We start from the raw sequence: 21,975 nt of genomic DNA on the forward strand, positions 1-21,975 counted from the left end.
GCTCCAAGGCGCTCGCCCCAAACTGGCCGACTTTTGCTCCGCCACAATGGCCGAATTTTACTCCGCCGTTGACACCGGGCCTGCGGCGGCAACGCTACGGTGGCGCAGAGACGCCGTTGGATATGCTGGCCCGGCTGATGGACAAGAATGGCGACCCCTTCTTGCCACCGGATCTGGTGCTGACGGGAAAGCGGCTTCGCGAAGATTACGAAGTGGCTCAGGTCGGGCAGCACCTGGCGCAAGGGGCGGCCTATTTCGGCGCCGAAGCCTGCAGCGCTGGTGGCAATCGCGGCTGGTCCAGCCAATCGGCGCGGGAGGCACAGAACCGGGCGATGGGGGCCTTGACGGCCCTGGGTCCGGGACTCAGCGATATTGCGCTCAGGTGTTGCTGCTATCTGGAGGGGCTGGAAGCGGCGGAACGGCAACTGGGCTGGTCGGCGCGCTCGGGGAAGATCGTGTTGCGGATCGCGTTGCAACAGTTGCAGAGCTACTATCAAGCTCAGGACGGGGAAACCGGCGGAGGTCACCGAAGAATTGGCTAAGTGCCTCTTGTTCTTTGATTTTCCGGGTCATGGGTGCTGTCCCCCTGTCCGTGGAACCGCACGGGTGGCATAATTTACCCTTGCAGGTGTGCGCGTTTCGTATAAGCGTCGATTATGAATTTTACCCTGCGACAGCTCACCTATTTCCGCGCTCTGTGCGAGCAGCGCAATTTCGGTCGCGCGGCCGAAGCCTGCCATGTGTCGCAACCGGCCCTGTCGGTGCAAATCCGTGCCCTGGAAGATGCCATGGGTGGCCCCTTGGTGGAACGGCGCGCCCGCGATGTGGTGATGACGCCTCTGGGACGCCAGGTTCTGGGGCAGGCCGAGACCGTTTTGCGGGCGGCCGAGCAGCTTGCCCGGATGGCAAAGGAGCAAAGCACCGGAAGGCGCAGCCTTGCTTTGGGGGTGATACCCACATTGGCGCCCTATCTGTTGCCCGGCATCCTTGCGCAACTGCGGGCAACCGATTTGCAGCTGTCGGTTCAGGTGCGCGAGGCAACGACCGAAGGCTTGCTGACGGGTTTGCAGATCGGTGAATTGGATGTCGCGATTCTGGCCTTGCCCAGCGGCGGCCACGGGCTGATCGAGAAAGAGCTGTTCGTGGATCGGTTCCTGCTGGCCGGCTCCGCCAACCGGCTGGCTCAGATCAATGCGGATGGCGCCGCGATTCGCCCTCAGGATTTGAGATCGGAACAGTTGATGCTGTTGCAGGATGGGCATTGCCTGACCGATCAGGCGCTGGAGGTCTGCGGGATGCAGCGCAACGCTCCGGAAATCAACATGGGGGCCGGGTCCTTGGGAACCTTGTCCCGTTTGGTCGCAGCGGGTTTTGGCCTGACACTGATGCCCGAAGTTGCGCTGCAGGTCGAATGCAGCGCCACCAAGGGGCTGCGGGTTCAGCGCTTTCCGGGACCGGAACCTTTCCGCCGGATCGGCCTGGTGCGCCGCGATACGACAGAGGCCGGGGATTGGTTCGACCAACTGGCCGAAGTGGTGCGCGCGGTCGGGCAGGAGATCGTCGCGCAAACCCGAGAGGGAGAGGTCCAAGAGGGCTGAACCCGGTATGAAAACGGGCACCCGATCGAGTGCCCGTCAAAGTGATCTGATAGCCGTTGCTTAGGCGGCAACTTCCGATTTGGCCGTCTTCAGATAGGAAAGAACGGTTTCGGGTGAGGAGACGCCATAGGGGTCTTCGGCGTGGTTGTCGCACAGGCCGGGCTCTTCGAACCAGGCTTCGATGACGCCGTTGTTCACCACGGCTGCATAACGCCAGCTGCGGGCGCCAAAGCCCAGATTGTCCTTGGCCACCAGCATGCCCATCTTGCGGGTGAATTCACCGGATCCATCGGGAATGACCTGCACGTTTTCCAGCTTTTGCGCTTCGGCCCATTTGTTCATCACGAAGCTGTCGTTGACCGACATGCAGTAGATCGCATCAATGCCTTCCGCCTGAAAATCGCCAAAGCCGTTTTCATAGCCGGGCAGCTGGTAGGTCGAGCAGGTCGGGGTAAAGGCGCCGGGCAGGGAGAACAGCACAACGCGCTTGCTTGCAAAGTAATCGGCAGTGGTCTTGTCTTCCCAGCGGAATGGGTTGGGACCTTCGATCGATTCGTCGCGCACGCGGGTGTGGAAGGTGACGTCGGGGAGTTTGACACCAGCTTTCATCGGGGATCTCCGTTCATAATAATAGGTTATGGCTGCTGACTTATTAAACTATCAAAAGTGCTACAACCGGAAATGCCGCAACGCAGAATTGAGTAACTTGAATTTGAGGAGATGCGGCTAGCATAGCAGCTATGTACCATGTGAGAATGCGACAGGCTGAATTGGCCGTGTCATCCTCATGTGGCTATGCTAAACGAGGACGCAAACAGTTGCCGCAAGGGAAAAGCCCCGTGAGAGACCTGAAAATCCCCGCGCAGCGCCATCCGGAAAAGGCGCACCGCCCCGACAATGCTCAGCCGAAGAAGCCAAGCTGGATTCGCGTCAAGGCGCCCGGTGGCAAGGGCTATGCGGATACCCACAAGATCATGCGGGAAAATGGCCTTGTGACCGTCTGCGAAGAGGCAGGTTGCCCGAATGTGGGGGAATGCTGGAGCCAGGGCCACGCCACCATGATGATCATGGGGGAAGTCTGCACGCGGGCCTGTACCTTCTGCAACATCGCAACCGGCAAACCGCCAGAGGCATTGGATGTGTTCGAACCGGGCCGCGTTGCCCATGCGGTGGAGAAACTGGGGCTGAACCATGTGGTGATCACCTCGGTGGACCGCGACGATATCGAAGATGGCGGGGCCGATCATTTCGCCCAGACCATTCGCGCCGTGCGCCATCGCAGCCCCAACACCACGATCGAGATCCTGACCCCGGATTTCATCAAGTGCGCGCCGGAAGTTCTTGAAACCGTTGTCGAAGCCCGGCCTGATGTGTTCAATCACAACCTTGAAACCGTGCCTGGTCTCTACCCTGAGGTCCGCCCCGGCGCCCGCTATTTCCACTCGTTGCGCCTGCTGCAGCGGGTGAAGGAGTTGGATCCGTCGATGTTCACCAAATCGGGGATCATGGTCGGCCTTGGCGAAGATGCGCAGGCGGTGAAACAGGTGATGGACGACATGCGCGCGGCCGATATCGATTTCCTGACCATTGGCCAATACCTGCAGCCAACACCGAAACACCATGCCGTGGATCGTTTCGTGACCCCGGAAGAGTTCAAGACCTACGAAAAAGCCGCCTATGGCAAGGGCTTCCTGATGGTCTCGGCAACGCCGTTGACGCGGTCCTCCTATCACGCGGGGGATGATTTTGCCCGCCTGCGGGAGGCACGCAACGCCAAGCTGGGCCTTGCATGACGCCGCAGTGCCTGGCGCAGCTAACAAAGCTGCGCCATGACCTTCACCAAATCCCCGAAGTCTCTGGGCAGGAAGAGAAAACAGCCGCATTCGTTGCTGACTATCTTACCGGTTTTTCCCCGGATGACCTGTTGACCGGGCTGGGTGGTCATGGGGTTGCAGCGGTTTTTCAAGGCGCTGCAGCCGGGCCGACTGTCTTGATCCGCTGTGAATTGGACGGGCTGCCGATCGAAGAGCAGTCAAAGGCTCCCTATCGATCCACCCATGCGGGGCGCGGGCATCTTTGTGGCCATGACGGGCATATGGTGATGGTGGCGGGGCTGGCAGAGCATCTTGCACAGCACAGGCCGCAACGGGGGCGGGTGGTGCTGCTGTTCCAACCGGCCGAGGAAACCGGCAAGGGCGCCGCAGCAGTCATTGCAGATCCGCAGTTTGAGCGGATAAAACCCGACTTCTCCTTTGCGCTTCACAACTACCCGGGGCTGGCCGCCGGTCAGCTTGCGCTCTGTGTCGGACCTTCGAATTGCGCGTCGCGCGGCATTCGTATTCGGCTGACTGGCAAGACCTCCCATGCGGCGGCACCGCAGGACGGGCAGTCGCCCGCCGGGGCAATGACCGCGTTGATGCCCGCCTTGGTCGCGCTTGGGGCAGGCGGCGCGATGACGCCGGACTATGCGCTTGTCACCCTGACCCATGCCTGGCTGGGGGAGGCGACCTTTGGTATTGCCCCGGGCGAGGCTGAAATCTGGGTCACCCTGCGCACCGTGACCAATGCGCGGATGGCAGATCTTGTCACCCGGGCAGAGGCGCTGGTCCAAAGCGTCTGCCAGGATGAGGGGCTCGGTTTTTCGATCGCCTATGATGATGTCTTTGACGCCTGCACAAACCATCCAGAGGCGTCGAGCCCTTTGGCCGATGGCGCAAAAACAGCGGGTTATGAGATGGAGTTGTGGCAAGTTCCACAACCCTGGTCCGAGGATTTCGGGCAATTCGGCACCGTGTCGAAAGCCGCCATGTTCTGGCTGGGTGCGGGACAGGACATGCCGCAGCTGCACAACCCGGATTATGATTTCCCCGACAAGATCATCCCGGTGGGCGTTGCGGTCTTCACCGCTGCCATTGACGCGCTGTTGAACGAAACGACGTCGGGAAACGCCTAGTCGTCCAGGAAACGGACCTTGCCAATATGGGGCAGGTTCCGATTGCGTTGCGCAAAATCGATGCCATAGCCCACGACGAATTCGTCCGGGATCTCGAAGCCGATCCAATCGGCGCGGAAATCCACTTCGCGGCGCGAGGGTTTGTCGAGCAGGGCAATGGATTTCAGCCGCGCGGGCTTGCGGCTGGTCAAGAGGTTGATCACATGGTTCAGCGTATGGCCGGTGTCGACGATATCCTCGACCACCAGCACATCCCGCCCTTCAATGGCTCCGCGCAAGTCCTTGAGAATACGGACCTCTCGGCTGCTTTCCATGGCGTCCCCGTAAGAGGAGGCCTCCAGGAAATCCACCTCGATCGGTAGGTCCAGCTCACGCACCAGATCGGCGATGAAGACAAAGCTGCCGCGCAACAGCCCGACCACGACCAGCTTGTCGGTATCGCCGAATTCCTTGTGGATCTCGGCGCAAAGCTCTTCGATGCGCGCGGCAATGGCCTTGGCTGAAATCATCACATCGATGACATATGGACGCTGTGACATGGCTGACCCCTTGAAATTCCCGCGTGTTCATAGGACATGACGCGGCACGATCATAGCAGGAATATTGCCACAGCCATGCCCACCCATTCGGAAAACCGCCAGCTGCCCTATTCGGCGCAGCAGATGTACGATCTGGTCGCGGATGTGGCACAATACCCGAAATTCCTGCCCTGGTGCGCCGCCGCCCGGATCCGCAGCCGTACCTCCCAGGGCGCGGCCGAGGTGATGGAGGCGGATCTGGTGATTTCCTTCAAGGTGTTCCGGGAACGGTTCGGCAGCCGCGTTGTGCTGCATCCGGACGAACACAAGATCGATACCGAATACCTGGATGGGCCGTTTCGCTACATGAAATCCAACTGGGCGTTTTCGGATCGGGCCGACGGCGGCTGTGATGTGGCATTCTACGTGGATTTCGAGTTCAAGAATGCGGTGCTGCAGGGCATCATCGGCGTGGTGTTCAACGAGGCCATGCAGCGCATCGTGCGGGCCTTCGAAAAGCGCGCAGCAGAGCTATACGGATAATCCGCTCGCACCGCAGGGGATGAAGCCACGGCGGCTTTGTCGCTGTTTTCTCAGTGCTCTTTCATAACAAAAGGCAGGCCCATTTGACCGGACCTGCCTGATATTCTTGATTGCCAGCGGTCAGGTCAGCTGGACAGATCGTAAGCGCGCTCGCCGTGGGCCGAAATATCGAGGCCGTTGGTCTCGCTTTCCGCATCCACCCGTAGGGTGGTGATGGCGGCAACCACTTTGACCAGAACGATGGTCACGACGGTGGTGAAGATGCCAACCACAGCCAGACCACCGAGCTGCGCGGCCCAGGTGCCGGCACCGAAGACAGCGATCATGATGGTGCCGAAGATGCCGCCGACACCGTGCACGGCAAAGACGTCCAGCGTGTCGTCGATCTTCAGCACGTTGCGCACCAGGTTCACCGCTTCCTGACACAGGATACCAGCGATGGCGCCGATGATCAGGGCCTCTACCGGGCCGACAAAGCCGCTGGCCGGGGTGATCGAGGCCAGACCTGCAATGGTGCCGGTGACGATACCCACGACCGAGGCCTTGCCATATTTGATCTTCTCCCACAGCGCCCAGGTGAGCGAGGCGGTCGCGGCAGAGATATGGGTCACGGTCAGCGCCATGGCGGCACCACCATCGGCCGCGAGCTGCGAGCCACCGTTGAAGCCGAACCAGCCGACCCAGAGCATCGCGGCACCGATCACCACGTAACCGGGGTTATGCGGCGGGGTGGTGCGGTTCTTGCGCGGGCCAAGGACAACGGCGATGATGATCGCGGCCAGACCTGCGGTTTCATGCACCACGATACCGCCGGCAAAGTCGCGCACGCCGATCTCGCCAAAGATGCCGCCATCGGCCAGCATGCCACCGCCCCAGATCCAATGCACCACCGGCGCATAGCACAAGAGCATCCACAGTCCGGAGAAGGTCAGCACAAAGCCAAATCCCACACGCTCCACATAGGCGCCGACGATCAGCGCGGGCGTGATGATGGCAAAGGTCATCTGGAAGGCAAAGAACAGCACCTCGGGCAGGGTGCCGGACAGGCTGTCCGCATCAACACCGCTCAGGAACATCTTGTCCAAGCCGCCCCAATAGCCGCTGGTGCCACCGCCAAAGGCGATGGAATAGCCGAATGCGAGCCACAGGACGCTCATCAAACAGGCAATTGCATAGCAATGCATGAAAACGCTGAGCACATTTCGGGCACGAACCAGCCCGCCGTAAAACAATGCGAGACCCGGCAGCGTCATGAAGAGCACCAAAGCCGTCGCCACAATGATCCAAGCTGTATCAGCTCCGTTCATTTTGCGTTCCTTCCATCCAGATTGAGGGGTTGGACGCTGTCAAAACCTATGAGTGATGCAAAAAGAAGCAGTGACAGGCTTGGCTGTGCTGTTTTATGGGGCTTTTTGTGAAGTGATTAAAAAATGTGCATAGTTTTGGGTCCTATGCTTGTTTTCTATTCAGGCTTAGAAATGGCTGCTTTCAGCAGGGTCAGCGCGTGATCGCGGCTGGCCAGGCGCACCTTGTCTCGGCCCAGGGGGCCAAATTCTATCGTCTGAGAAAAGGTGTCCTGGCCCACAAAGGCCAGCGCGAAACAGACGCGGCCCTCGGGCTTGAACTCCGATCCGCCGGGCCCTGCGATACCGGTGACCGAAACTGCCAGGCTCACACCGGCGCGATCCCGCGCGCCTTCTGCCATCTCGACCGCGACCTCCTCCGAGACCGCGCCGACGGCCTCCAGCGTTGCGCTTTGCACGCCCAGCATCTGTTGTTTGGCGGCGTTGGAGTAGGTGACAAAGCCCCGGTCCAGGACCGATGAGGATCCGGGAATGTCGGTCAGCGCCGCCGCCACCATGCCGCCGGTGCAGCTTTCGGCGGTGGCTATGGTGAGGCCCTTTTCTGTGGCCGCTGCAATCAGCGCTGCGACGTCGATGCTCATAGTCCCAGAACCCCATGGGAGAACCCTGCCAGCAGGATGACACCGATGGCGGCCAGAAGGCCTGCAATCACATCGTCCATCATCACGCCGAAGGGGCCCTTCTTGCGGTCGGCCCAGCCAACCGGGCCGGGTTTGAGGATGTCGAACAGCCGGAACAGGACAAAGGCAGAGACCCAGCCGGGCCAAAGCGCGGTGATTTCGATGCCATGCGCCCAGGCCGGATAGGAGATCGCCCAGATGGCCAGCAGCTGCCCGGCCACCTCATCCATCACGAATTCCGACGGGTCGAGATCCTCCTGGCCCCGGGTCATCTCTGCAGCAGCCCAGAACCCGATGAGCGAACACAGGATGGTGACCAGGGCGAGCAGGGGAAAGCCGCCGACCTGATGCAGCCCATAGGCCAGCGGCAGCGCCGCCAAGGATCCCCAGGTGCCGGGGGCAGGGCGCAGATAGCCCACGCCCAGAACGGTTCCGATTGCGGTTGCGATCTTCATGGCTTCACCAATGCAGCAGTTGCCAGCGCAGCGATGCCCTCACCGCGCCCGGTGAAGCCCAGCCGCTCCGATGTGGTGGCCTTCACGGATACCCGGTTTGCATTGATGCCAAGGATTCTTGCGATTTCATCGCGCATCTTTGCAGCATGCGGGGTGATCTTCGGGTATTCGCAGACCAGGGTGCAATCGACGTTGGAGATCTCAAACCCCTTTTCGCGCGCAAGCTCTGCCGCGTGGCGCAAGAAAATCTCGCTCGCAGCGCCTTTCCACTGCGGGTCCGATGGCGGGAAGTGGCGGCCGATATCGCCTTCGGCCAAGGCGCCATAAATGGCATCGGTCAGCGCATGCATGCCCACATCCGCATCCGAGTGCCCCTGCAGGCCCTTGTCATGGGGGACCTTTACCCCGCAGAGCACCACATGATCACCGGGGCCGAAACGGTGTACGTCATATCCATTGCCCAGCCTGATATCCATTCTGTTTCCCTTGGTTCTACCGGCCTGCTGCCCGGTCAATATGGCTTCGGCCCGGGCAAAATCCGCAGGGCCGGTGATCTTGATATTCTCCGCCTCGCCCGGAACGATGGCGACGTCAAGCCCGGCATGGCGCGCCACCTCCACGTCATCGGCGGCCCCGCCGGGATGGGCGCGATGGGCGGCGAGGATGTCATCATAGCGAAAACCCTGCGGGGTTTGCGCCGCATAGAGGCCGGTTCGGTCGCGGGTGCCGGTCACCCGGTGATCTTCGCCCGTCCACAGCGCATCGGTGACGGCAAGGGCCGGGGCCGCTGCCACGGTATCCTCCAGCCGCTGCAGAATCGCCTGGATCAGGGCGGGGCTTACACAGGGGCGCGCGGCATCATGGATCAGGATGCGTGACACGCCGGTGCCCTCCAGCGCCAGCAGTCCGTTCATCACCGAGGTCGCCCGGCTGTCACCGCCCTTTGCAACGAGGATCCCTTGATCCGTGCTGAATTCCTCCCAGGCCTGCGTGTCATCGGGCGATAGGACCAGAACGATGCGATCCACGTCGGCTTGACGAAAAGCCTCCAACGTCCAATCGATCACGCGGCGGCCTTTCAGGGGACGCCATTGTTTTGGCAGCCCGCCTCCGGCACGGGTTCCGCGCCCGGCGGCAACGATAAGGGCGGCAGTGGTCATAAGAAGCTCTCTCCAGCGGTTGATCTTGTGTTTATGGCGTGCCAATTGCCGAGGCAATCTCCCAGGTCACGGTGATTAAAAATTAGGCAGTCGGTCTGGAATCTCGGATCCAAAACGGCCATTTGAATTTCCAATACCCCGACCTTCGGTTAGAAAAGTCACAAATGCACAAGGATTAGGCAGTTGTCCTTCACCCTCGGATCCACCTCTTTGACACCACCGATCGCGCTGGCCCCCATGGCCGGTATCACGGATCGCCCGTTTCGCGATCTGGTGCGATCTTTCGGAGTCGGTCTGATGGTCAGTGAAATGGTCGCCAGCCAGGAGATGGTGCAGGCCAAGCCGGGCGTGCGGGAGCGGGCCGAGCTGAGCGCGGATGTGGAGAACACCTCGGTGCAACTGGCCGGACGCGAGGCGCATTGGATGGCCGAGGCCGCGCGCCAGGTGGCTGATCGCGGGGCGCGGCTGATCGATATCAACATGGGCTGCCCGGCCAAGAAGGTGACCAATGGCTATTCCGGCTCGGCGCTGCTCAAAACCCCGGATCACGCGCTGAAACTGATCGAGGCGGTGGTCGCGGCGGTCGATATTCCGGTGACCCTGAAGACACGGCTGGGCTGGGATGAAAACAGCTTGAATGCCGCCGATGTGGCGCGCCGCGCGCAGGAGGCCGGCGTGCAGATGATCACCATCCACGGGCGCACCCGCTGCCAGTTCTACAAGGGGTCGGCGGATTGGGCGGCGATTGGCGCCATCACTGAGGCCGTTGATATTCCGGTTCTGGCCAATGGCGATATCGTGGATCCAGGCACCGCCCGTCAGGCGCTGCATCAGTCCGGTGCCGATGGCGTGATGATCGGACGCGGGGCGCAGGGGAAACCCTGGCTACTGGCGGAAGTTGCCGATCAGCTGTGGCAGAGCGGGGCTCCGCAAATTCCCGAGGGGCAGGATTTAATCGACATGATTTCAGGGCATTACGACGCAATGCTGAATTTTTACGGAGTGGATCTGGGGCTGCGCGTCGCGCGCAAGCATCTGGGCTGGTACATGGATGAGGCCGGGACCGGCGCATCCCTACGGCGTGCGGTTCTGACAGAGCGTGATCCCCGCCGGGTTTTGTCCTTGCTGCCTGCGGCGCTCAGCAATCAGGATCAGGAGGTTGCAGCATGAACGACGGCAGCGTGATTGAAAATGGCGCGCTTTGGGCTTCGCTGCCGGTTCCGGCCTTCCTGATCGATGGCGACAACCTGATCGCGGATGTCAATTCTGCCGCCGAAGGCTTCCTCAATACCTCCCACAAGGCCCTGATCGGGAGCCCGGTTTGGAACCAGTTGAAATTCGAGGCCCCCATCGCCGATGCCTTTGAACGCAGCCGCGCGGCGGGTACGCCTCTGTTTGTGAATGACATCGATGTGGGCGCGGCCAACCGTGCCCCCCTGCAATGTGGGGTGCAGATCGCGCCCGTGAACGGTCACACGGGCATGATGCTGCTGATGCTGTCGCCACGGGAACTGGCCGGGCGGATGACGCAGAACCATTCCGCCAAATCCGCGGCTCAATCGGCCATCGGCATGGCGGAAATGCTGGCCCATGAGATCAAGAACCCATTGGCCGGCATCACCGGGGCTGCACAGCTTTTGAGCATGAACCTCTCGGCCGAGGATCTGGAACTGACCGATCTCATCGTCAGCGAAAGCCGCCGGATCGTGAAGCTGCTGGAGCAGGTGGAGCAATTCGGCAATCTCTCGACCCCGGATTTCAAGCCGGTGAACCTGCATGACGTGCTGGATCGCGCAAGGCGCTCCGCTCTTTTGGGGTTTGGCGCCAATATGACCATCACCGAGGAATATGATCCCTCCTTGCCGCCAGCCTGGGGCGATTCCGATCAGCTGTTGCAGGTCGTGCTGAACCTATTGAAGAACGCCTCCGAAGCTGCTGGAAAACAGGGCGGAAATATTCGAATTCGCACCTTTTACGAACATTCCTTCCGGCTGCGGCGCAGCGATGGCACCGGCAAGCTGTTGCCGCTGCAGATTGAAATCATCGACGATGGACCGGGGCTGCCAGAGCATATCCGGGACGATATCTTCGATCCCTTTGTGTCGGGCCGGGAAAACGGCACCGGCCTGGGGCTCGCGCTGGTGAGCAAGATCATTTCAGAACACAACGGTTGGATCTCCGTCAGCTCCGTTCCGGGGCGCACGGTTTTCCGGCTGTCTTTGTCGCGCGTGCCGCGCGGCGACCAATCGCAGGAGAGTTGATCCATGGATGGCACAGTTCTGGTTGCCGATGACGACCGCACCATTCGCACGGTTTTGACGCAGGCGCTCACGCGGGCGGGCTGCAAGGTGCATGCCACCTCCTCCCTGACCACGCTGATGCGCTGGGTGGGAGAGGGCAAGGGCGATGTGGTGATCTCGGATGTGATGATGCCCGACGGAAACGGGCTTGAGATGTTGCCCAAGATCGCAGAGGACCGTCCCGGTCTGCCGGTGATCGTCATTTCGGCGCAGAACACCATCATGACGGCGATCAAGGCGGCAGAGGCTGACGCCTATGATTACCTGCCAAAACCCTTTGACCTGCCCGAGCTGATGAAACGCACGGCAAAGGCCTTGTCGGAGAAACGAACCTCGGCAAACACGGCCCGTCCCGAGGCCGAGGAACGCCCCGAAGAGCTGCCCTTGGTGGGACGCACCGAGGTCATGCAGGCGCTCTACCGGTTGATTGCGCGGGTGATGAATACCGATATGCCGCTCTTGGTGACCGGTGAAAGTGGTACCGGCAAGTCCTTGATTGCACGCGCAATTCATGATTTCTCCGACCGGCGTACATTGCCCTTTGTGACGGCAACAGCCGGCGATCTGATCGAACTGGAAGGCCCGTCGCGGCTCTTGGGGCAGGTCAAGGGGGGGACCCTCCTGATTGACGAGTTGCTGGATCTGCCGGACGAGGCGCAGGCCCGGTTGGTGCGGATGATGGATGCAACCGGGGATCACTCGCCGCGGTTCATGGCAACCAGTCAAAAGGACCTGTCGCCGGAAATGGAGAATGGCAGCTTGCGCGCGGATCTCTATTACCGTCTCTGCGGCACCGAACTGCATGTGCCCTCGTTGCGGGAACGGGTGGAGGATATCGCGCTTCTGGCAGAGCATTTCCTGATCCGGGCCGAAAACGAAGGCGCGCCGCACCGGACGCTCAGCGAAGATGCCCGCGAGTTGCTGCGCCACTTCCCCTGGCCGGGGAACGTACGCCAGCTGGAAAATGTGGTGCGCCGCCTGGCGCTGACCGCCCGCAGCGAGGAGATCGGGAAATCCGATGTGGCTGCGGCCCTGGGGCCCCAGACGGGCGCGGAACCGATGGTCAGCGGTGCGGTCAACGAAAAGCTGACCGAATCCGTTGCCCGCCACCTGCAACGCTATTTCGACCTGCACGGGGACATGTTGCCGCCGCCGGGGCTCTACAGTCGTATCCTGCGTGAAGTCGAGACGCCCTTGATCGAGATTGCCCTGGCCGCAACCGGCGGCAATCAGGCAAAATGTGCAGAACTGCTGGGCATCAACCGAAATACCCTGCGCAAGAAGATTACCGATCTGGATATTGAGGTGACACGGCGCCGGAAACTGATGTAATATCGCCACAGGAACGTGGCTGCGCCGCACTTCACTGGGGCGGGCCACGACATGTGGCGGTTGGCCGGTTTGGCCATACATCAGAATGAGGGCAGCCAGTGGCTCATAAGTCACATTCAAGGGGTGGGTTTCAGACACTGGCGGCGCTGGACCGCTGGCGCAAGACCCGCAAGGCCCGCAATATCGGCACCCTTGGCCTGGTGCTGCTGGGCCCGATCCTGGCGCTGGTCACATTCTTGATCTTCGGCCCCTTGGGGCATGGTGCGTCCTCGCTGTCGCTGCGTCTGATCCTGCTGGCGGATATGGTCTATATCATGGCCATCGCGGCGCTGGTGCTCACCCAGATCGTGCGCCTGTTTTCTGCCCGCCGCGCCAAATCCGCCGGATCCCGGCTGCACTTGCGCCTGATCGGGGCCTTCGGGTTTCTGGCGCTGGTGCCAACGGTCATCGTGGCGATCTTTGCCATGCTGACGGTCAATGTCGGGCTTGAGGGCTGGTTCTCGCAACGGGTGCGCCAGGTGATCGGGACCTCATTGGCCGCGGCCGAGGCCTATCAGGTCGAGCAACGCCGCGATCTGGCCGAGGATGGCACAGCCTTGGCGCGCTATATCGACAACAGCCGGTCGCGCAGCTTCTTCATGAATGACGCCGAATTGCGCCAGGTGCTGTCGCAGGGGCAATTGCAGGTGCAGCGCGGTCTGCGCGAGGCCTATGTGATCGACGGGCTGGGCGAGATCCGCGCGCGGGGCGAGCGGTCCTATGAATTCGATTTCGAACAGCCCGGTTCCGCCGATATCACGCAGGCAACCGAAGAGGGGATGAGCATCATTCAGGATTGGGACAACAACGAGTTCCGCGCCATCGTCCGCCTGAATGCCTTTGTCGATCGCTTCCTCTACATCAGCCGCGATGTGGATGGCGAGTTGCTGAACCTTCTGGATGACACCCAGCAGACGGCGAATCTATATCAGCAGCTGGAAAAGGAGCGCGGTCGCGTTCTCTTTGAATTTGGCCTTCTTTACATAGGCTTCGCGCTCATTCTTATTCTGGCTGCCATGTGGTTGGGCATGTGGTTTGCGGAACGTCTATCCGGCCCGGTGGGGCGGTTGACCGTTGGCGCGCGCCGGGTCGGAGGTGGCGATCTGGACGTTCAGGTCCCCGAGGAGCAGGGCGAGGACGAAATTGCCCAATTGGGGCGGTATTTCAACAGGATGACGCGGGAACTCAAGCGCCAGCGCGAAACGCTGCTGGAAAACACCGACCAGATCGAACGCCGTCGTCGGCTGTTTGATTCTGTGCTCTCCTCTGTCACCTCTGGCGTTGTCGGACTGGATCCGGAGGGGCGCGTCACCTTTGTGAACCGCTCGGCCGAACGGCTGCTGGATTGGCATGGGGATCGGCAATCTCTGGCGCTTGCAGTCGCGGTGCCGGAATTCGGCCCGCTGTTCGAGAACCTGAAGGACAGCGGCGCCGAAACCGCTCAGGAAGAGATCAAGGTGACGCGGCACGGGCGGCTTGAGAACCTGCTGGTGCGCATGTCCTTGCGACTGTCCGATCACGGCATGCTGGAAGGATATGTGGTCGCCTTTGACGATGTGACCGATCTGGTCAGCGCACAGCGGATGGCGGCCTGGGGCGATGTCGCCCGCCGGATTGCCCATGAGATCAAAAACCCGCTGACCCCGATCCAGTTGAGCGCGGAACGGATCAAACGCAAGTTTGCGCCGAAACTTGGCGAGGAAAACAGCGATCAGCTACAGTCGATGACCGATGTAATTGTGCGCCAGACCAATGACTTGCGGCGCATTGTCGATGAGTTCTCCAAATTCGCCCGCATGCCTGAACCCGAGCGCCGCAAGGAAAACCTGGTCGGGCTGGTCCGTGATGCTGTCGTTTTGCAGCAGACCGGGCAGCCGGGCGTGCGGATCACGGCCGATCTGCCAGAGGATGCGCTGTGGGCGGATCTGGATGCGACCATGATCGGCCAGGCCCTGACCAACCTTATCAAGAACGCAGGAGAGGCAATTGAAAGCCTGAAACAAAAAGGAGCGCCCGAGGATTTCGATCCGCAAATTCGGATCGCGGTGCGAACGGGTGACAAAGGAGGATATGAAGTGACAATAGCGGACAATGGGATCGGGCTACCGGAAGACCGTGCGCGGCTTTTTGAACCGTATGTGACCACCCGCAACGAGGGGACCGGCCTGGGGCTGCCCATCGTGAAAAAGATTATTGAAGAACACGGCGGTACGCTCACCCTGAGCGATGCGCCGGTGTTCGAAGGACAAAGCCATTTCGGTGCCATGGCGGTGATCCGCCTGCCGCAAGCGCTCAGCAGCGCGGAGGCAAACAGGAATACAGTGAAAGTAGGTCTGACATGAGTGACATTCTGATTGTTGACGATGAACGCGACATCCGCGAGCTGATCTCTGACATCCTAGAGGATGAAGGCTATTCGACCCGAAAGGCCGGGAATTCGGACGAATGCATGGCCGAGGTCGCGGCAGAACTTCCGGCGCTGCTGATCCTCGACATCTGGCTCAAGGACAGTCAGATGGACGGCATTGATATTCTGAAAACGGTCAAGCGGGATTACCCGGAAGTGCCCGTCGTCATCATTTCCGGGCATGGCAATATCGAAATCGCGGTCGCGGCGATCAAACAGGGGGCCTATGATTTCATTGAAAAGCCCTTCAATATCGACCAGTTGATGGTGGTGATCCGTCGGGCAATGGAAACCTCGCGCCTGCGCCGCGAAAACACCGATCTGCGCCGCAAGGAAACCGGTGCCTCAGAGATGATCGGAAATTCCGCAGCCTTCCGCGCCCTGGTGGCGCAATTGGACAAGGTGACGAAATCCAACGGTCGCGTGATGCTGACCGGGCCGGCCGGGGCCGGTAAGGACATCGCTGCGCGCTATATCCATTCAAACTCGAGCCGGGCCTCTGCGCCCTTTGTGACAGTGAACTGCGCCAGCATCGAACCCGAGCGGATGGAAGAGGTGCTGTTCGGGCGTGAAACCGCGGAAACCGGCGTTGAACCCGGGTTACTGGAGCAGGCCCATGGCGGCGTGATCTTCTTTGACGAGGTCGCCGATATGCCGCTTGGCACCCAGTCCAAGATCCTGCGTGTTCTGGTCGATCAGCAGTTTCAGCGTGTGGGTGGCACCGAGAAGGTGCGCGTGGACCTTCGGGTTATTTCCTCCACGAACAAATGCTTGGAGACGGAAATTCAGGCGGATCGCTTTCGCCAGGAGCTGTACCACCGTCTGAACGTGGTGCCGATTGCAGTACCGTCCCTGGCGGATCGGCGCGAAGACATCCCGGTCTTGGCGGAGTATTTCATCCGTGGATTCAACAGCGCGCAGGGCCTGCCGCTGCGCGAGTTGACGGAAGAGGCCATTGCCCTGATGCAGACCATGGTGTGGCCCGGAAACGTGCGACAGTTGAAGAACCTGGTGGAGCGCATTCTGATCCTGGGCGACGGGACGGGGCCGATCGAGGCCCGCGACCTGCCGCGCGAAGAGGAAAAGGTGGTCGACGATGGCCGCGTGGTGCTGTCGGGCGCCCTGGCCACCTTGCCGCTGCGCGAAGCGCGGGAAGCTTTTGAGCGCGAGTATCTGCTGACCCAGATCAATCGCTTTGGAGGCAATATCAGCCGCACCGCCTCCTTCGTGGGAATGGAACGCTCGGCGCTGCATCGGAAACTGAAATCGCTTGGCGTGGTGACCTCGAACAAGGCCGGCGCAAGGGTGGCCCATGTGGAGCAGGAAGAGGATCTGGTCTGAGGGGTAGGCGGCCCAAATCTAAGCCAAATACTGGCTAAGAAGGCGGTGAAAGAGGGCTATAACTGGCTGCCCCTTTCCGCCTTGGCCTATGGCCGGGCCAACAGGTGTTCGGGGTGGCGTCGTACCTTTTCCAGAGAGGCCGATGTCAGATGGGTGGAAGAATGTGCAACTGGCCATCGGGGCTGCGCCAGACGCATGTTCCTTCGGTCAGAACCGGCTGTCGTTGCGGTTCTGACGCTAGGCGCTGGCCGACCTCAGCCTGGCTGCAACGCTGCAAAGGTACCTGCTGATAGCCTTTCTGCGCCATGCAGCTTTGCTCCAACCGCTTGCGCAGCCCGAGATTGACATCAACCGTATAGGTGGTGCCTTGAACCCAATAGCCGGGGCGCGTCCAGCATTTGCCATCCACGCAGTGGCGAGCCCCCGGATAATACCTGTCGGGGGTGTGGCGGATCTCATTGGCGACAGGCGCCTGCTTCAGGGCCTCGGTCATGCAACTGAGCGTATCGTTTTCAACCCGGCCCCGGTCTGTCCCCTCGCGGTGATAGACCGGGATCGGCCCGCAAGCTGTGACAGCTGCCACAAGCGCGAGAAGGAACCAATTCGCAAGACTGTGCCGCATAACGCTCATACGGAGAGGATGCCGAAATTATGCTGACAGTACAATTGATTTGACCCCTCCCGCGGCATCTGTCATTCAAAACCGGCAGGATCGCGCCCAAGGGAATGGATCATGAAGGTTATCATCTGTGGTGCCGGCCAGGTCGGCTGGCAGATCGCCCGTCATCTGTCCGGGGAACACAACGATGTAACGGTCGTCGACAACAACGCTGAACTGGTCCGCCGGGCAACCGATACGCTGGATGTTCAGGGGGTTGCGGGATTTGCCTCATACCCGGACGTGCTTGACCGTGCCGGTGCGCGCGATGCGGATATGATCATTGCCGCCACCCATTCGGACGAGGTCAATATGGTGACCTGTCAGGTGGCGCATTCGGTGTTCTCGATCCAGCGCAAGATCGCTCGCTTGCGGGCCAGAAGCTACCTGACCGCGATCTACTCCGACCTATACCGGCGGGACCATTTGCCTATCGATGTGGTGATCAGCCCCGAACGGGAAGTGGCCGCCGCCGCGATCCAGCGCCTGTCGGCGCCGGCCGCCTTTGATACCGAGACCTTCATGGGCGGCAAGGCGCAGCTCCTGGGCATTCGGGTCGATGAAGATTGCCCAGTGGTGAACACGCCGCTGCGGCAGCTGACCGATCTGTTCTCCACCCTGCGCGCCATCGTGGTGGGCGTGCGCCGCGAGGGCACGCTGTTCGCCCCGGAGCCGGGCGATCAGCTGTTCGTCGGCGATAGCGCCTATGTGTTCTGCCATGCCGAAGACGTGAGCCGTACGATTGAAGTCTTTGGAAAAAAAGAGAAACGTCAGGATCGCCTGGTCATTGTCGGGGCCGGGAACGTTGGCCTTGAGGTGGCCAAGGCGCTGGAAGGGCGAACCGGGCGCGTGCGCGCCAAGGTGATCGAAAAAAGCCGCAAATGTGCCGAACGGGCCGCAGAGACCTTGGAGCGTACCATCGTGCTGCATGGCGACGGGCTGGACCGGTCGCTGATGGTGGAAGCGGGGATCGATCGGGCCGATGCCATGCTGGCCGTCACCGATGACGACAAGACCAATATGCTGGCAGCGGTGCGTGCCAAGGCCGAAGGCTGCCCCTTTGTGGTGGCGCTGATCAACGATCCGACCCTGTTGCCGCTGATGTCTCATCTTGGGATCGATGCCTTTATCAACCCCCGCGCCACCACGGTGAGCTCGATCCTGCAACACATCCGCTATGGGCGGGTGCGCCAGGTCTATTCCATTGGCGATGCGGAGGCCGAGGTGATCGAGGCCGAAGTCATGGGCACATCACCCCTGGCCGGTCAGGCCATTCGCGATATTCCCTTTCCCGAAGGCGTGTTGGTCGGCGCGGTACAGAAGGGCGGGGAAGTGCTGCCGCCCAGCGGGGGCTTGCGCATCGAAGAGGGCGATGTGATCGCGCTCTTTGCCATGGCGGATGATGTGCCGGAGGTCGAGCGGCTGATGCAGGTCTCGATCGACTATTTCTGATATGAGACGGCGGGATAAGGCTCCGGGCGGGCTGTTGCGGCTGCCATTGTTCCTGCTGATCTGGGCAGTCACCTGCCTGGCGATGTGGGTGCCTGCCACCCATGCGGTCATTCTGAACGATCATCCGACCTCGCAGAGTTTCTTTTTCTCCGGGCTCCTGGGCCTTTTCATGGTGTCGGTGATCGGGTTGTCATTGGGCAACAGACGGCCCCGGTACGGCATGCCCGGGCAACTGTTGTCCTTGCTGGCCAGCTTTGTGGTTTTGCCACTGTTCCTGGCTGTACCGGTTCAGGATACGCTCAAAAACACAAGCTTCCTGAACGCCTATTTCGATATGGTGAGCGCGATCACCACCACCGGCGCCGATGTTTTTGCCGATCCCGGCCGCCTGCCGCCCAGTCTGCACCTGTGGCGTGCCATGGTCGGCTGGCTGGGTGGTCTGTTGATGTGGATCGCCGCGTCCTCGATCCTGGCGCCGATGTTCCTGGGCGGGTTCGAGGTCACCGCGCGGGGCGAACCCGGTGGCGGCGGGGCGACGCCCTCGAACATGCAGCAAGCAGACCCGCGGCGGCGGTTGCTCTCGGTCGTGCGTACGCTGACCCCGGTCTATGCCGGGCTCACCCTGGTTCTGTGGACGCTCTTGATGATGAGCGGCAGCAAAGCGCTGCCGGGATTGACCCATGCGATGTCGGTGATGGCCACATCGGGCATTTCCGCGATTGGCGGTACCGAACATGCGCAAAGCGGTGTGATCGGCGAGATGGTGATGTTCCTGTTCATGTTCTTCGCCCTGTCCAGGCTGACGTTCTCCAGCGATACGGTCAGCAGTGGCGATGGGCGGCTGGATCGCGATCCGGAATTCCGCACCGGGCTGCTGATTGTCTTCGGGGTGCCGATGCTCCTGTTCCTGCGGCACTGGCTGGCGACCCTCGAAGTGGCTGGCGGCGAAGACCTGGGCCAGGCGCTCAGGGCCTTCTGGGGGTCGATGTTCACGGTCATGTCCTTCCTGTCGACCACCGGCTTTGAAAGCGCCGATTGGGACACCGCGCGGGAATGGTCCGGCCTGGATACACCGGGCATGATCCTTCTGGGACTGGCGCTGATCGGCGGCGGGGTGGCGACAACCGCGGGCGGGGTCAAGCTGCTGCGGGTCTATGCGCTTTACCTGAACGGATTGGGAGAGATGGAGCGCCTGGTGCATCCATCAGTGGTCAGCAGCGAGGGTGGCGGCAACAGGCGGCTGCGCAAGAATGGGGCCTTTGTGGCCTGGGTGTTCTTTATGCTCTTTGCCCTGTCGCTGGCGGTGATCAGCACGGTTCTGGCCGCCTTGGGCACCGATTTCGAAACCTCGCTGGTCCTTGCGATCGCCGCCCTGTCCACCACCGGGCCGCTGGTGGAGGTGGCTGCCAACGATCCGATCCTGTTGTGGCAATTGGCCCCCGCGGCCAAGCTGGTTCTATGCCTTGCAATGGTGCTGGGGCGGTTGGAAACCCTGGCCATCATCGCTCTTTTGTCGCCAAATCTCTGGCGCAGTTGATCAAAGCCCGTTAACCTGCGAAGGGATTGGGGCTTTTTGGCTGGAATCCTGATTGCTCTGCGTCCATAGTTGGACAGTATTTCGCGCGTTGGTCCGCAGCGCGTCACAAGAAAAAAGGCGAGATAACAATAATGGCTTCGGACAGACAGAATCTTCAGGATGCCTTCCTGAATCACGTTCGCAAAACCAAGGTTCCGGTTACAATTTTCTTGATCAACGGGGTTAAACTGCAGGGTGTCATCACCTGGTTTGACAATTTCTGCGTACTTCTGCGGCGCGACGGACAGTCGCAGTTGGTCTATAAACATGCGATTTCGACAATCATGCCGGCACAGCCGATCAGCCTATATGAAGGCGAAGACGCCTCTTGATGGAGCATGACAGGAAGCGCACCCGCGCCTGGGTGCTGCATCCGGACATTAAGTCGGATAAATATCGCCGCGACGCCGAGCCCGCCCTGGCCGAGGCGGTTGCCCTTGCACAGGCCTTGCCCGATCTGGATGTGATCGGATCTGAAGTGGTGCGCCTGCCAAAGGCCCATGCGGGCATGCTGTTCGGTTCGGGCAAGATTGAAGAACTCTCCCAGCGTTTGAAATCGCAAGAGGTCGAACTGGTTCTGATCGACGGGCCGGTCTCGCCCGTGCAGCAGCGCAATCTGGAAAAGGCCTGGAAGGTCAAGATTTTGGACCGTACCGGCCTGATCCTCGAGATTTTCTCGGATCGGGCGCGCACCCGTGAAGGCGTGTTGCAGGTTGAAATGGCCGCTCTCAGCTATCAGCGCACGCGCCTGGTGCGGGCCTGGACCCACCTGGAGCGGCAGCGCGGTGGCCTTGGCTTTGTCGGTGGTCCCGGCGAAACCCAGATCGAAGCCGACCGGCGCGCCATTGACGACCAGCTGGTGCGCCTGCGCCGTCAGCTGGACAAGGTGGTGAAAACCCGCACCCTGCATCGCGAAGCCCGTGCCAAGGTGCCGTTCCCCATCGTGGCGCTTGTCGGCTATACCAACGCCGGGAAATCGACCCTGTTCAACCGGCTGACCGGGGCCGAGGTGATGGCCAAGGATATGCTCTTTGCCACCCTTGATCCGACAATGCGCCGGGTGGTTCTGCCCGATGGTCCCGAGATCATCCTCTCGGATACGGTGGGGTTCATCTCGGATCTGCCGACCGAACTTGTTGCCGCCTTTCGTGCCACACTGGAAGAGGTGCTGGCCGCGGATGTGATCCTGCATGTGCGCGACATCAGCCACGCGGAAACCGATCACCAGGCGGAAGACGTTGAAGCGATCCTCTCCTCATTGGGGGTGGATGAGAACCGCACCCAGATCGAGGTCTGGAACAAGCTGGATAATCTCACCGACGAAGAGGCAACGGCGCGGCGGCAAAGGGCCGAACGGGAAGAGGACATTCACGCGATCTCGGCCCTGACGGGCGAGGGGATCGATGGGCTGCTCGCAGATATTGCGGAAAAACTGCAAGGCAAAAAGCACCAGGATGTAATCAATCTGGCATTTTCGCAGGGAAAACAGCGTGCCTGGCTGTTCGCCCAGGAGGTTGTTGTCTCCGAAGAGCAGGGCGAGGACGGGTTCGTGGTCACGGTGCTGTGGACCCCCAGGCAGAAGGCGCAATACGACGCGCTCTAAGCTCTAAGCTCTAAGCTCTAAGCTCTAAGCTCTAAGCTCTAAGCTCTAAGCTCTAA

The 21,975-nt window shown here is 60.9% G+C and carries 21 protein-coding genes; 14 read left to right on the plus strand and 7 right to left on the minus strand.

Features of this window, described 5'->3' with window-relative positions; all coding sequences use genetic code 11:
• Together PXK01_RS12450 and PXK01_RS12455 are read left to right on the plus strand one after the other, a co-directional pair.
• The coding region (locus PXK01_RS12450) for a DUF6456 domain-containing protein (protein WP_274860296.1) at positions 1-542 on the plus strand (542 nt) is incomplete at its 5' end.
• 114 nt (positions 543-656) lie between these two features.
• The gene (locus tag PXK01_RS12455; RefSeq protein ID WP_274860298.1) at positions 657-1,598 is read left to right on the plus strand and encodes a LysR substrate-binding domain-containing protein; all 942 of its coding nucleotides are present in this window, start codon (positions 657-659) and stop codon (positions 1,596-1,598) included.
• 60 nt (positions 1,599-1,658) lie between these two features.
• Here the strand turns inward: PXK01_RS12455 and PXK01_RS12460 are convergent, their stop codons facing one another.
• Positions 1,659-2,207, minus strand: a complete 549-nt coding sequence (locus PXK01_RS12460; protein WP_274860300.1) for a peroxiredoxin — start codon at positions 2,205-2,207, stop codon at positions 1,659-1,661.
• Between the two features lie 230 nt (positions 2,208-2,437).
• Here PXK01_RS12460 and lipA point away from each other — a divergent pair, with 230 nt between their 5' ends.
• Both lipA and PXK01_RS12470 read left to right on the plus strand, forming a co-directional pair.
• Positions 2,438-3,391: a lipoyl synthase gene (gene lipA, locus PXK01_RS12465; RefSeq protein ID WP_274846205.1), complete on the plus strand. Its 954-nt coding sequence runs from the start codon at positions 2,438-2,440 to the stop codon at positions 3,389-3,391.
• Positions 3,388-4,551 carry an amidohydrolase gene (locus tag PXK01_RS12470; protein WP_274860302.1) on the plus strand — a complete coding sequence of 388 codons (1,164 nt, stop codon included), beginning with the start codon at positions 3,388-3,390 and terminating at the stop codon, positions 4,549-4,551. Before lipA ends, PXK01_RS12470 begins: the two co-directional genes overlap by 4 nt.
• Here the strand turns inward: PXK01_RS12470 and hpt are convergent.
• On the minus strand, positions 4,548-5,090 hold the full coding sequence (hpt, locus tag PXK01_RS12475) for a hypoxanthine phosphoribosyltransferase (protein ID WP_274846203.1): 543 nt from the start codon (positions 5,088-5,090) through the stop codon (positions 4,548-4,550). The genes PXK01_RS12470 and hpt overlap by 4 nt on opposite strands.
• 75 nt (positions 5,091-5,165) lie before the next feature.
• Here hpt and PXK01_RS12480 point away from each other — a divergent pair, with 75 nt between their 5' ends.
• Entirely contained in the window at positions 5,166-5,612 is a 447-nt protein-coding gene (locus PXK01_RS12480) for a type II toxin-antitoxin system RatA family toxin (RefSeq protein ID WP_274860304.1), read from the plus strand.
• A gap of 125 nt (positions 5,613-5,737) precedes the next feature.
• Here PXK01_RS12480 and PXK01_RS12485 read toward each other — a convergent pair whose 3' ends face one another.
• From PXK01_RS12485 to PXK01_RS12500, 4 genes are all read right to left on the minus strand, one after another.
• Positions 5,738-6,919, minus strand: coding sequence for an ammonium transporter (locus PXK01_RS12485; protein ID WP_274846201.1), 1,182 nt, complete (start codon positions 6,917-6,919; stop codon positions 5,738-5,740).
• A gap of 155 nt (positions 6,920-7,074) precedes the next feature.
• Complete coding sequence (locus PXK01_RS12490) at positions 7,075-7,551, minus strand: CinA family protein (RefSeq protein ID WP_274846440.1); 477 nt, start codon at positions 7,549-7,551, stop codon at positions 7,075-7,077.
• 2 nt (positions 7,552-7,553) lie between these two features.
• Positions 7,554-8,051: a phosphatidylglycerophosphatase A family protein gene (locus PXK01_RS12495; RefSeq protein ID WP_274860306.1), complete on the minus strand. Its 498-nt coding sequence runs from the start codon at positions 8,049-8,051 to the stop codon at positions 7,554-7,556.
• Positions 8,048-9,211 carry a bifunctional 2-C-methyl-D-erythritol 4-phosphate cytidylyltransferase/2-C-methyl-D-erythritol 2,4-cyclodiphosphate synthase gene (locus PXK01_RS12500; protein ID WP_274860309.1) on the minus strand — a complete coding sequence of 388 codons (1,164 nt, stop codon included), beginning with the start codon at positions 9,209-9,211 and terminating at the stop codon, positions 8,048-8,050. The genes PXK01_RS12495 and PXK01_RS12500 overlap by 4 nt, the downstream gene beginning before the upstream one ends.
• Before the next feature lie 183 nt (positions 9,212-9,394).
• On the opposite strand from PXK01_RS12500, the gene dusB reads away from it, so the two are divergent.
• From dusB to ntrX, 5 genes are all read left to right on the plus strand, one after another.
• Positions 9,395-10,381, plus strand: a complete 987-nt coding sequence (gene dusB / locus PXK01_RS12505; RefSeq protein ID WP_274860311.1) for a tRNA dihydrouridine synthase DusB — start codon at positions 9,395-9,397, stop codon at positions 10,379-10,381.
• On the plus strand, positions 10,378-11,472 hold the full coding sequence (locus PXK01_RS12510) for a two-component system sensor histidine kinase NtrB (protein ID WP_274846197.1): 1,095 nt from the start codon (positions 10,378-10,380) through the stop codon (positions 11,470-11,472). Before dusB ends, PXK01_RS12510 begins: the two co-directional genes overlap by 4 nt.
• A gap of 3 nt (positions 11,473-11,475) precedes the next feature.
• Positions 11,476-12,843, plus strand: a complete 1,368-nt coding sequence (locus PXK01_RS12515) for a response regulator (protein WP_274846196.1) — start codon at positions 11,476-11,478, stop codon at positions 12,841-12,843.
• A gap of 98 nt (positions 12,844-12,941) precedes the next feature.
• Entirely contained in the window at positions 12,942-15,224 is a 2,283-nt protein-coding gene (locus PXK01_RS12520; protein WP_274860312.1) for a sensor histidine kinase NtrY-like, read from the plus strand.
• Entirely contained in the window at positions 15,221-16,630 is a 1,410-nt protein-coding gene (gene ntrX, locus PXK01_RS12525) for a nitrogen assimilation response regulator NtrX (RefSeq protein WP_274846194.1), read from the plus strand. The genes PXK01_RS12520 and ntrX overlap by 4 nt, the downstream gene beginning before the upstream one ends.
• Before the next feature lie 145 nt (positions 16,631-16,775).
• On the opposite strand, the gene PXK01_RS12530 is transcribed toward ntrX, so the two are convergent.
• Positions 16,776-17,123 (minus strand): hypothetical protein, encoded by a 348-nt coding sequence (locus PXK01_RS12530; protein ID WP_274860313.1) that lies wholly within the window; start codon positions 17,121-17,123, stop codon positions 16,776-16,778.
• Positions 17,124-17,363: 240 nt separating this feature from the next.
• Between PXK01_RS12530 and trkA the strand changes: the two genes are divergently transcribed.
• The 4 genes from trkA to hflX all read left to right on the plus strand — a co-directional run bounded on the left by trkA (position 17,364) and on the right by hflX (position 21,919).
• Positions 17,364-18,740 carry a Trk system potassium transporter TrkA gene (gene trkA / locus PXK01_RS12535; RefSeq protein WP_274860314.1) on the plus strand — a complete coding sequence of 459 codons (1,377 nt, stop codon included), beginning with the start codon at positions 17,364-17,366 and terminating at the stop codon, positions 18,738-18,740.
• A gap of 1 nt (position 18,741) precedes the next feature.
• Complete coding sequence (locus PXK01_RS12540) at positions 18,742-20,277, plus strand: TrkH family potassium uptake protein (RefSeq protein WP_274860315.1); 1,536 nt, start codon at positions 18,742-18,744, stop codon at positions 20,275-20,277.
• Between the two features lie 131 nt (positions 20,278-20,408).
• The gene (gene hfq, locus PXK01_RS12545; RefSeq protein WP_008204623.1) at positions 20,409-20,648 is read left to right on the plus strand and encodes an RNA chaperone Hfq; all 240 of its coding nucleotides are present in this window, start codon (positions 20,409-20,411) and stop codon (positions 20,646-20,648) included.
• On the plus strand, positions 20,648-21,919 hold the full coding sequence (hflX, locus tag PXK01_RS12550; protein ID WP_274860316.1) for a GTPase HflX: 1,272 nt from the start codon (positions 20,648-20,650) through the stop codon (positions 21,917-21,919). The genes hfq and hflX overlap by 1 nt, the downstream gene beginning before the upstream one ends.
• Positions 21,920-21,975 lie beyond the last annotated feature (56 nt).

Origin of the sequence: Phaeobacter sp. PT47_59 (genome assembly GCF_028890025.1) — a bacterium.
Taxonomy (GTDB): domain Bacteria; phylum Pseudomonadota; class Alphaproteobacteria; order Rhodobacterales; family Rhodobacteraceae; genus Phycobacter.

Excerpts from the sequence above, each read along its gene's own strand:
- PXK01_RS12500 (WP_274860309.1), bottom strand. The coding sequence starts at position 9,211 with ATGACCACTGCCGCCCTTATCGTTGCCGCCGGGCGCGGAACCCGTGCC.
- PXK01_RS12470 (WP_274860302.1), top strand. The coding sequence starts at position 3,388 with ATGACGCCGCAGTGCCTGGCGCAGCTAACAAAGCTGCGCCATGACCTT.
- hpt (WP_274846203.1), bottom strand. The coding sequence starts at position 5,090 with ATGTCACAGCGTCCATATGTCATCGATGTGATGATTTCAGCCAAGGCC.
- PXK01_RS12455 (WP_274860298.1), top strand. The coding sequence starts at position 657 with ATGAATTTTACCCTGCGACAGCTCACCTATTTCCGCGCTCTGTGCGAG.
- PXK01_RS12460 (WP_274860300.1), bottom strand. The coding sequence starts at position 2,207 with ATGAAAGCTGGTGTCAAACTCCCCGACGTCACCTTCCACACCCGCGTG.
- hflX (WP_274860316.1), top strand. The coding sequence starts at position 20,648 with ATGGAGCATGACAGGAAGCGCACCCGCGCCTGGGTGCTGCATCCGGAC.
- hfq (WP_008204623.1), top strand. The coding sequence starts at position 20,409 with ATGGCTTCGGACAGACAGAATCTTCAGGATGCCTTCCTGAATCACGTT.
- PXK01_RS12515 (WP_274846196.1), top strand. The coding sequence starts at position 11,476 with ATGGATGGCACAGTTCTGGTTGCCGATGACGACCGCACCATTCGCACG.
- PXK01_RS12485 (WP_274846201.1), bottom strand. The coding sequence starts at position 6,919 with ATGAACGGAGCTGATACAGCTTGGATCATTGTGGCGACGGCTTTGGTG.
- trkA (WP_274860314.1), top strand. The coding sequence starts at position 17,364 with ATGAAGGTTATCATCTGTGGTGCCGGCCAGGTCGGCTGGCAGATCGCC.
- PXK01_RS12540 (WP_274860315.1), top strand. The coding sequence starts at position 18,742 with ATGAGACGGCGGGATAAGGCTCCGGGCGGGCTGTTGCGGCTGCCATTG.
- PXK01_RS12510 (WP_274846197.1), top strand. The coding sequence starts at position 10,378 with ATGAACGACGGCAGCGTGATTGAAAATGGCGCGCTTTGGGCTTCGCTG.
- PXK01_RS12495 (WP_274860306.1), bottom strand. The coding sequence starts at position 8,051 with ATGAAGATCGCAACCGCAATCGGAACCGTTCTGGGCGTGGGCTATCTG.
- PXK01_RS12480 (WP_274860304.1), top strand. The coding sequence starts at position 5,166 with ATGCCCACCCATTCGGAAAACCGCCAGCTGCCCTATTCGGCGCAGCAG.
- PXK01_RS12530 (WP_274860313.1), bottom strand. The coding sequence starts at position 17,123 with ATGACCGAGGCCCTGAAGCAGGCGCCTGTCGCCAATGAGATCCGCCAC.
- ntrX (WP_274846194.1), top strand. The coding sequence starts at position 15,221 with ATGAGTGACATTCTGATTGTTGACGATGAACGCGACATCCGCGAGCTG.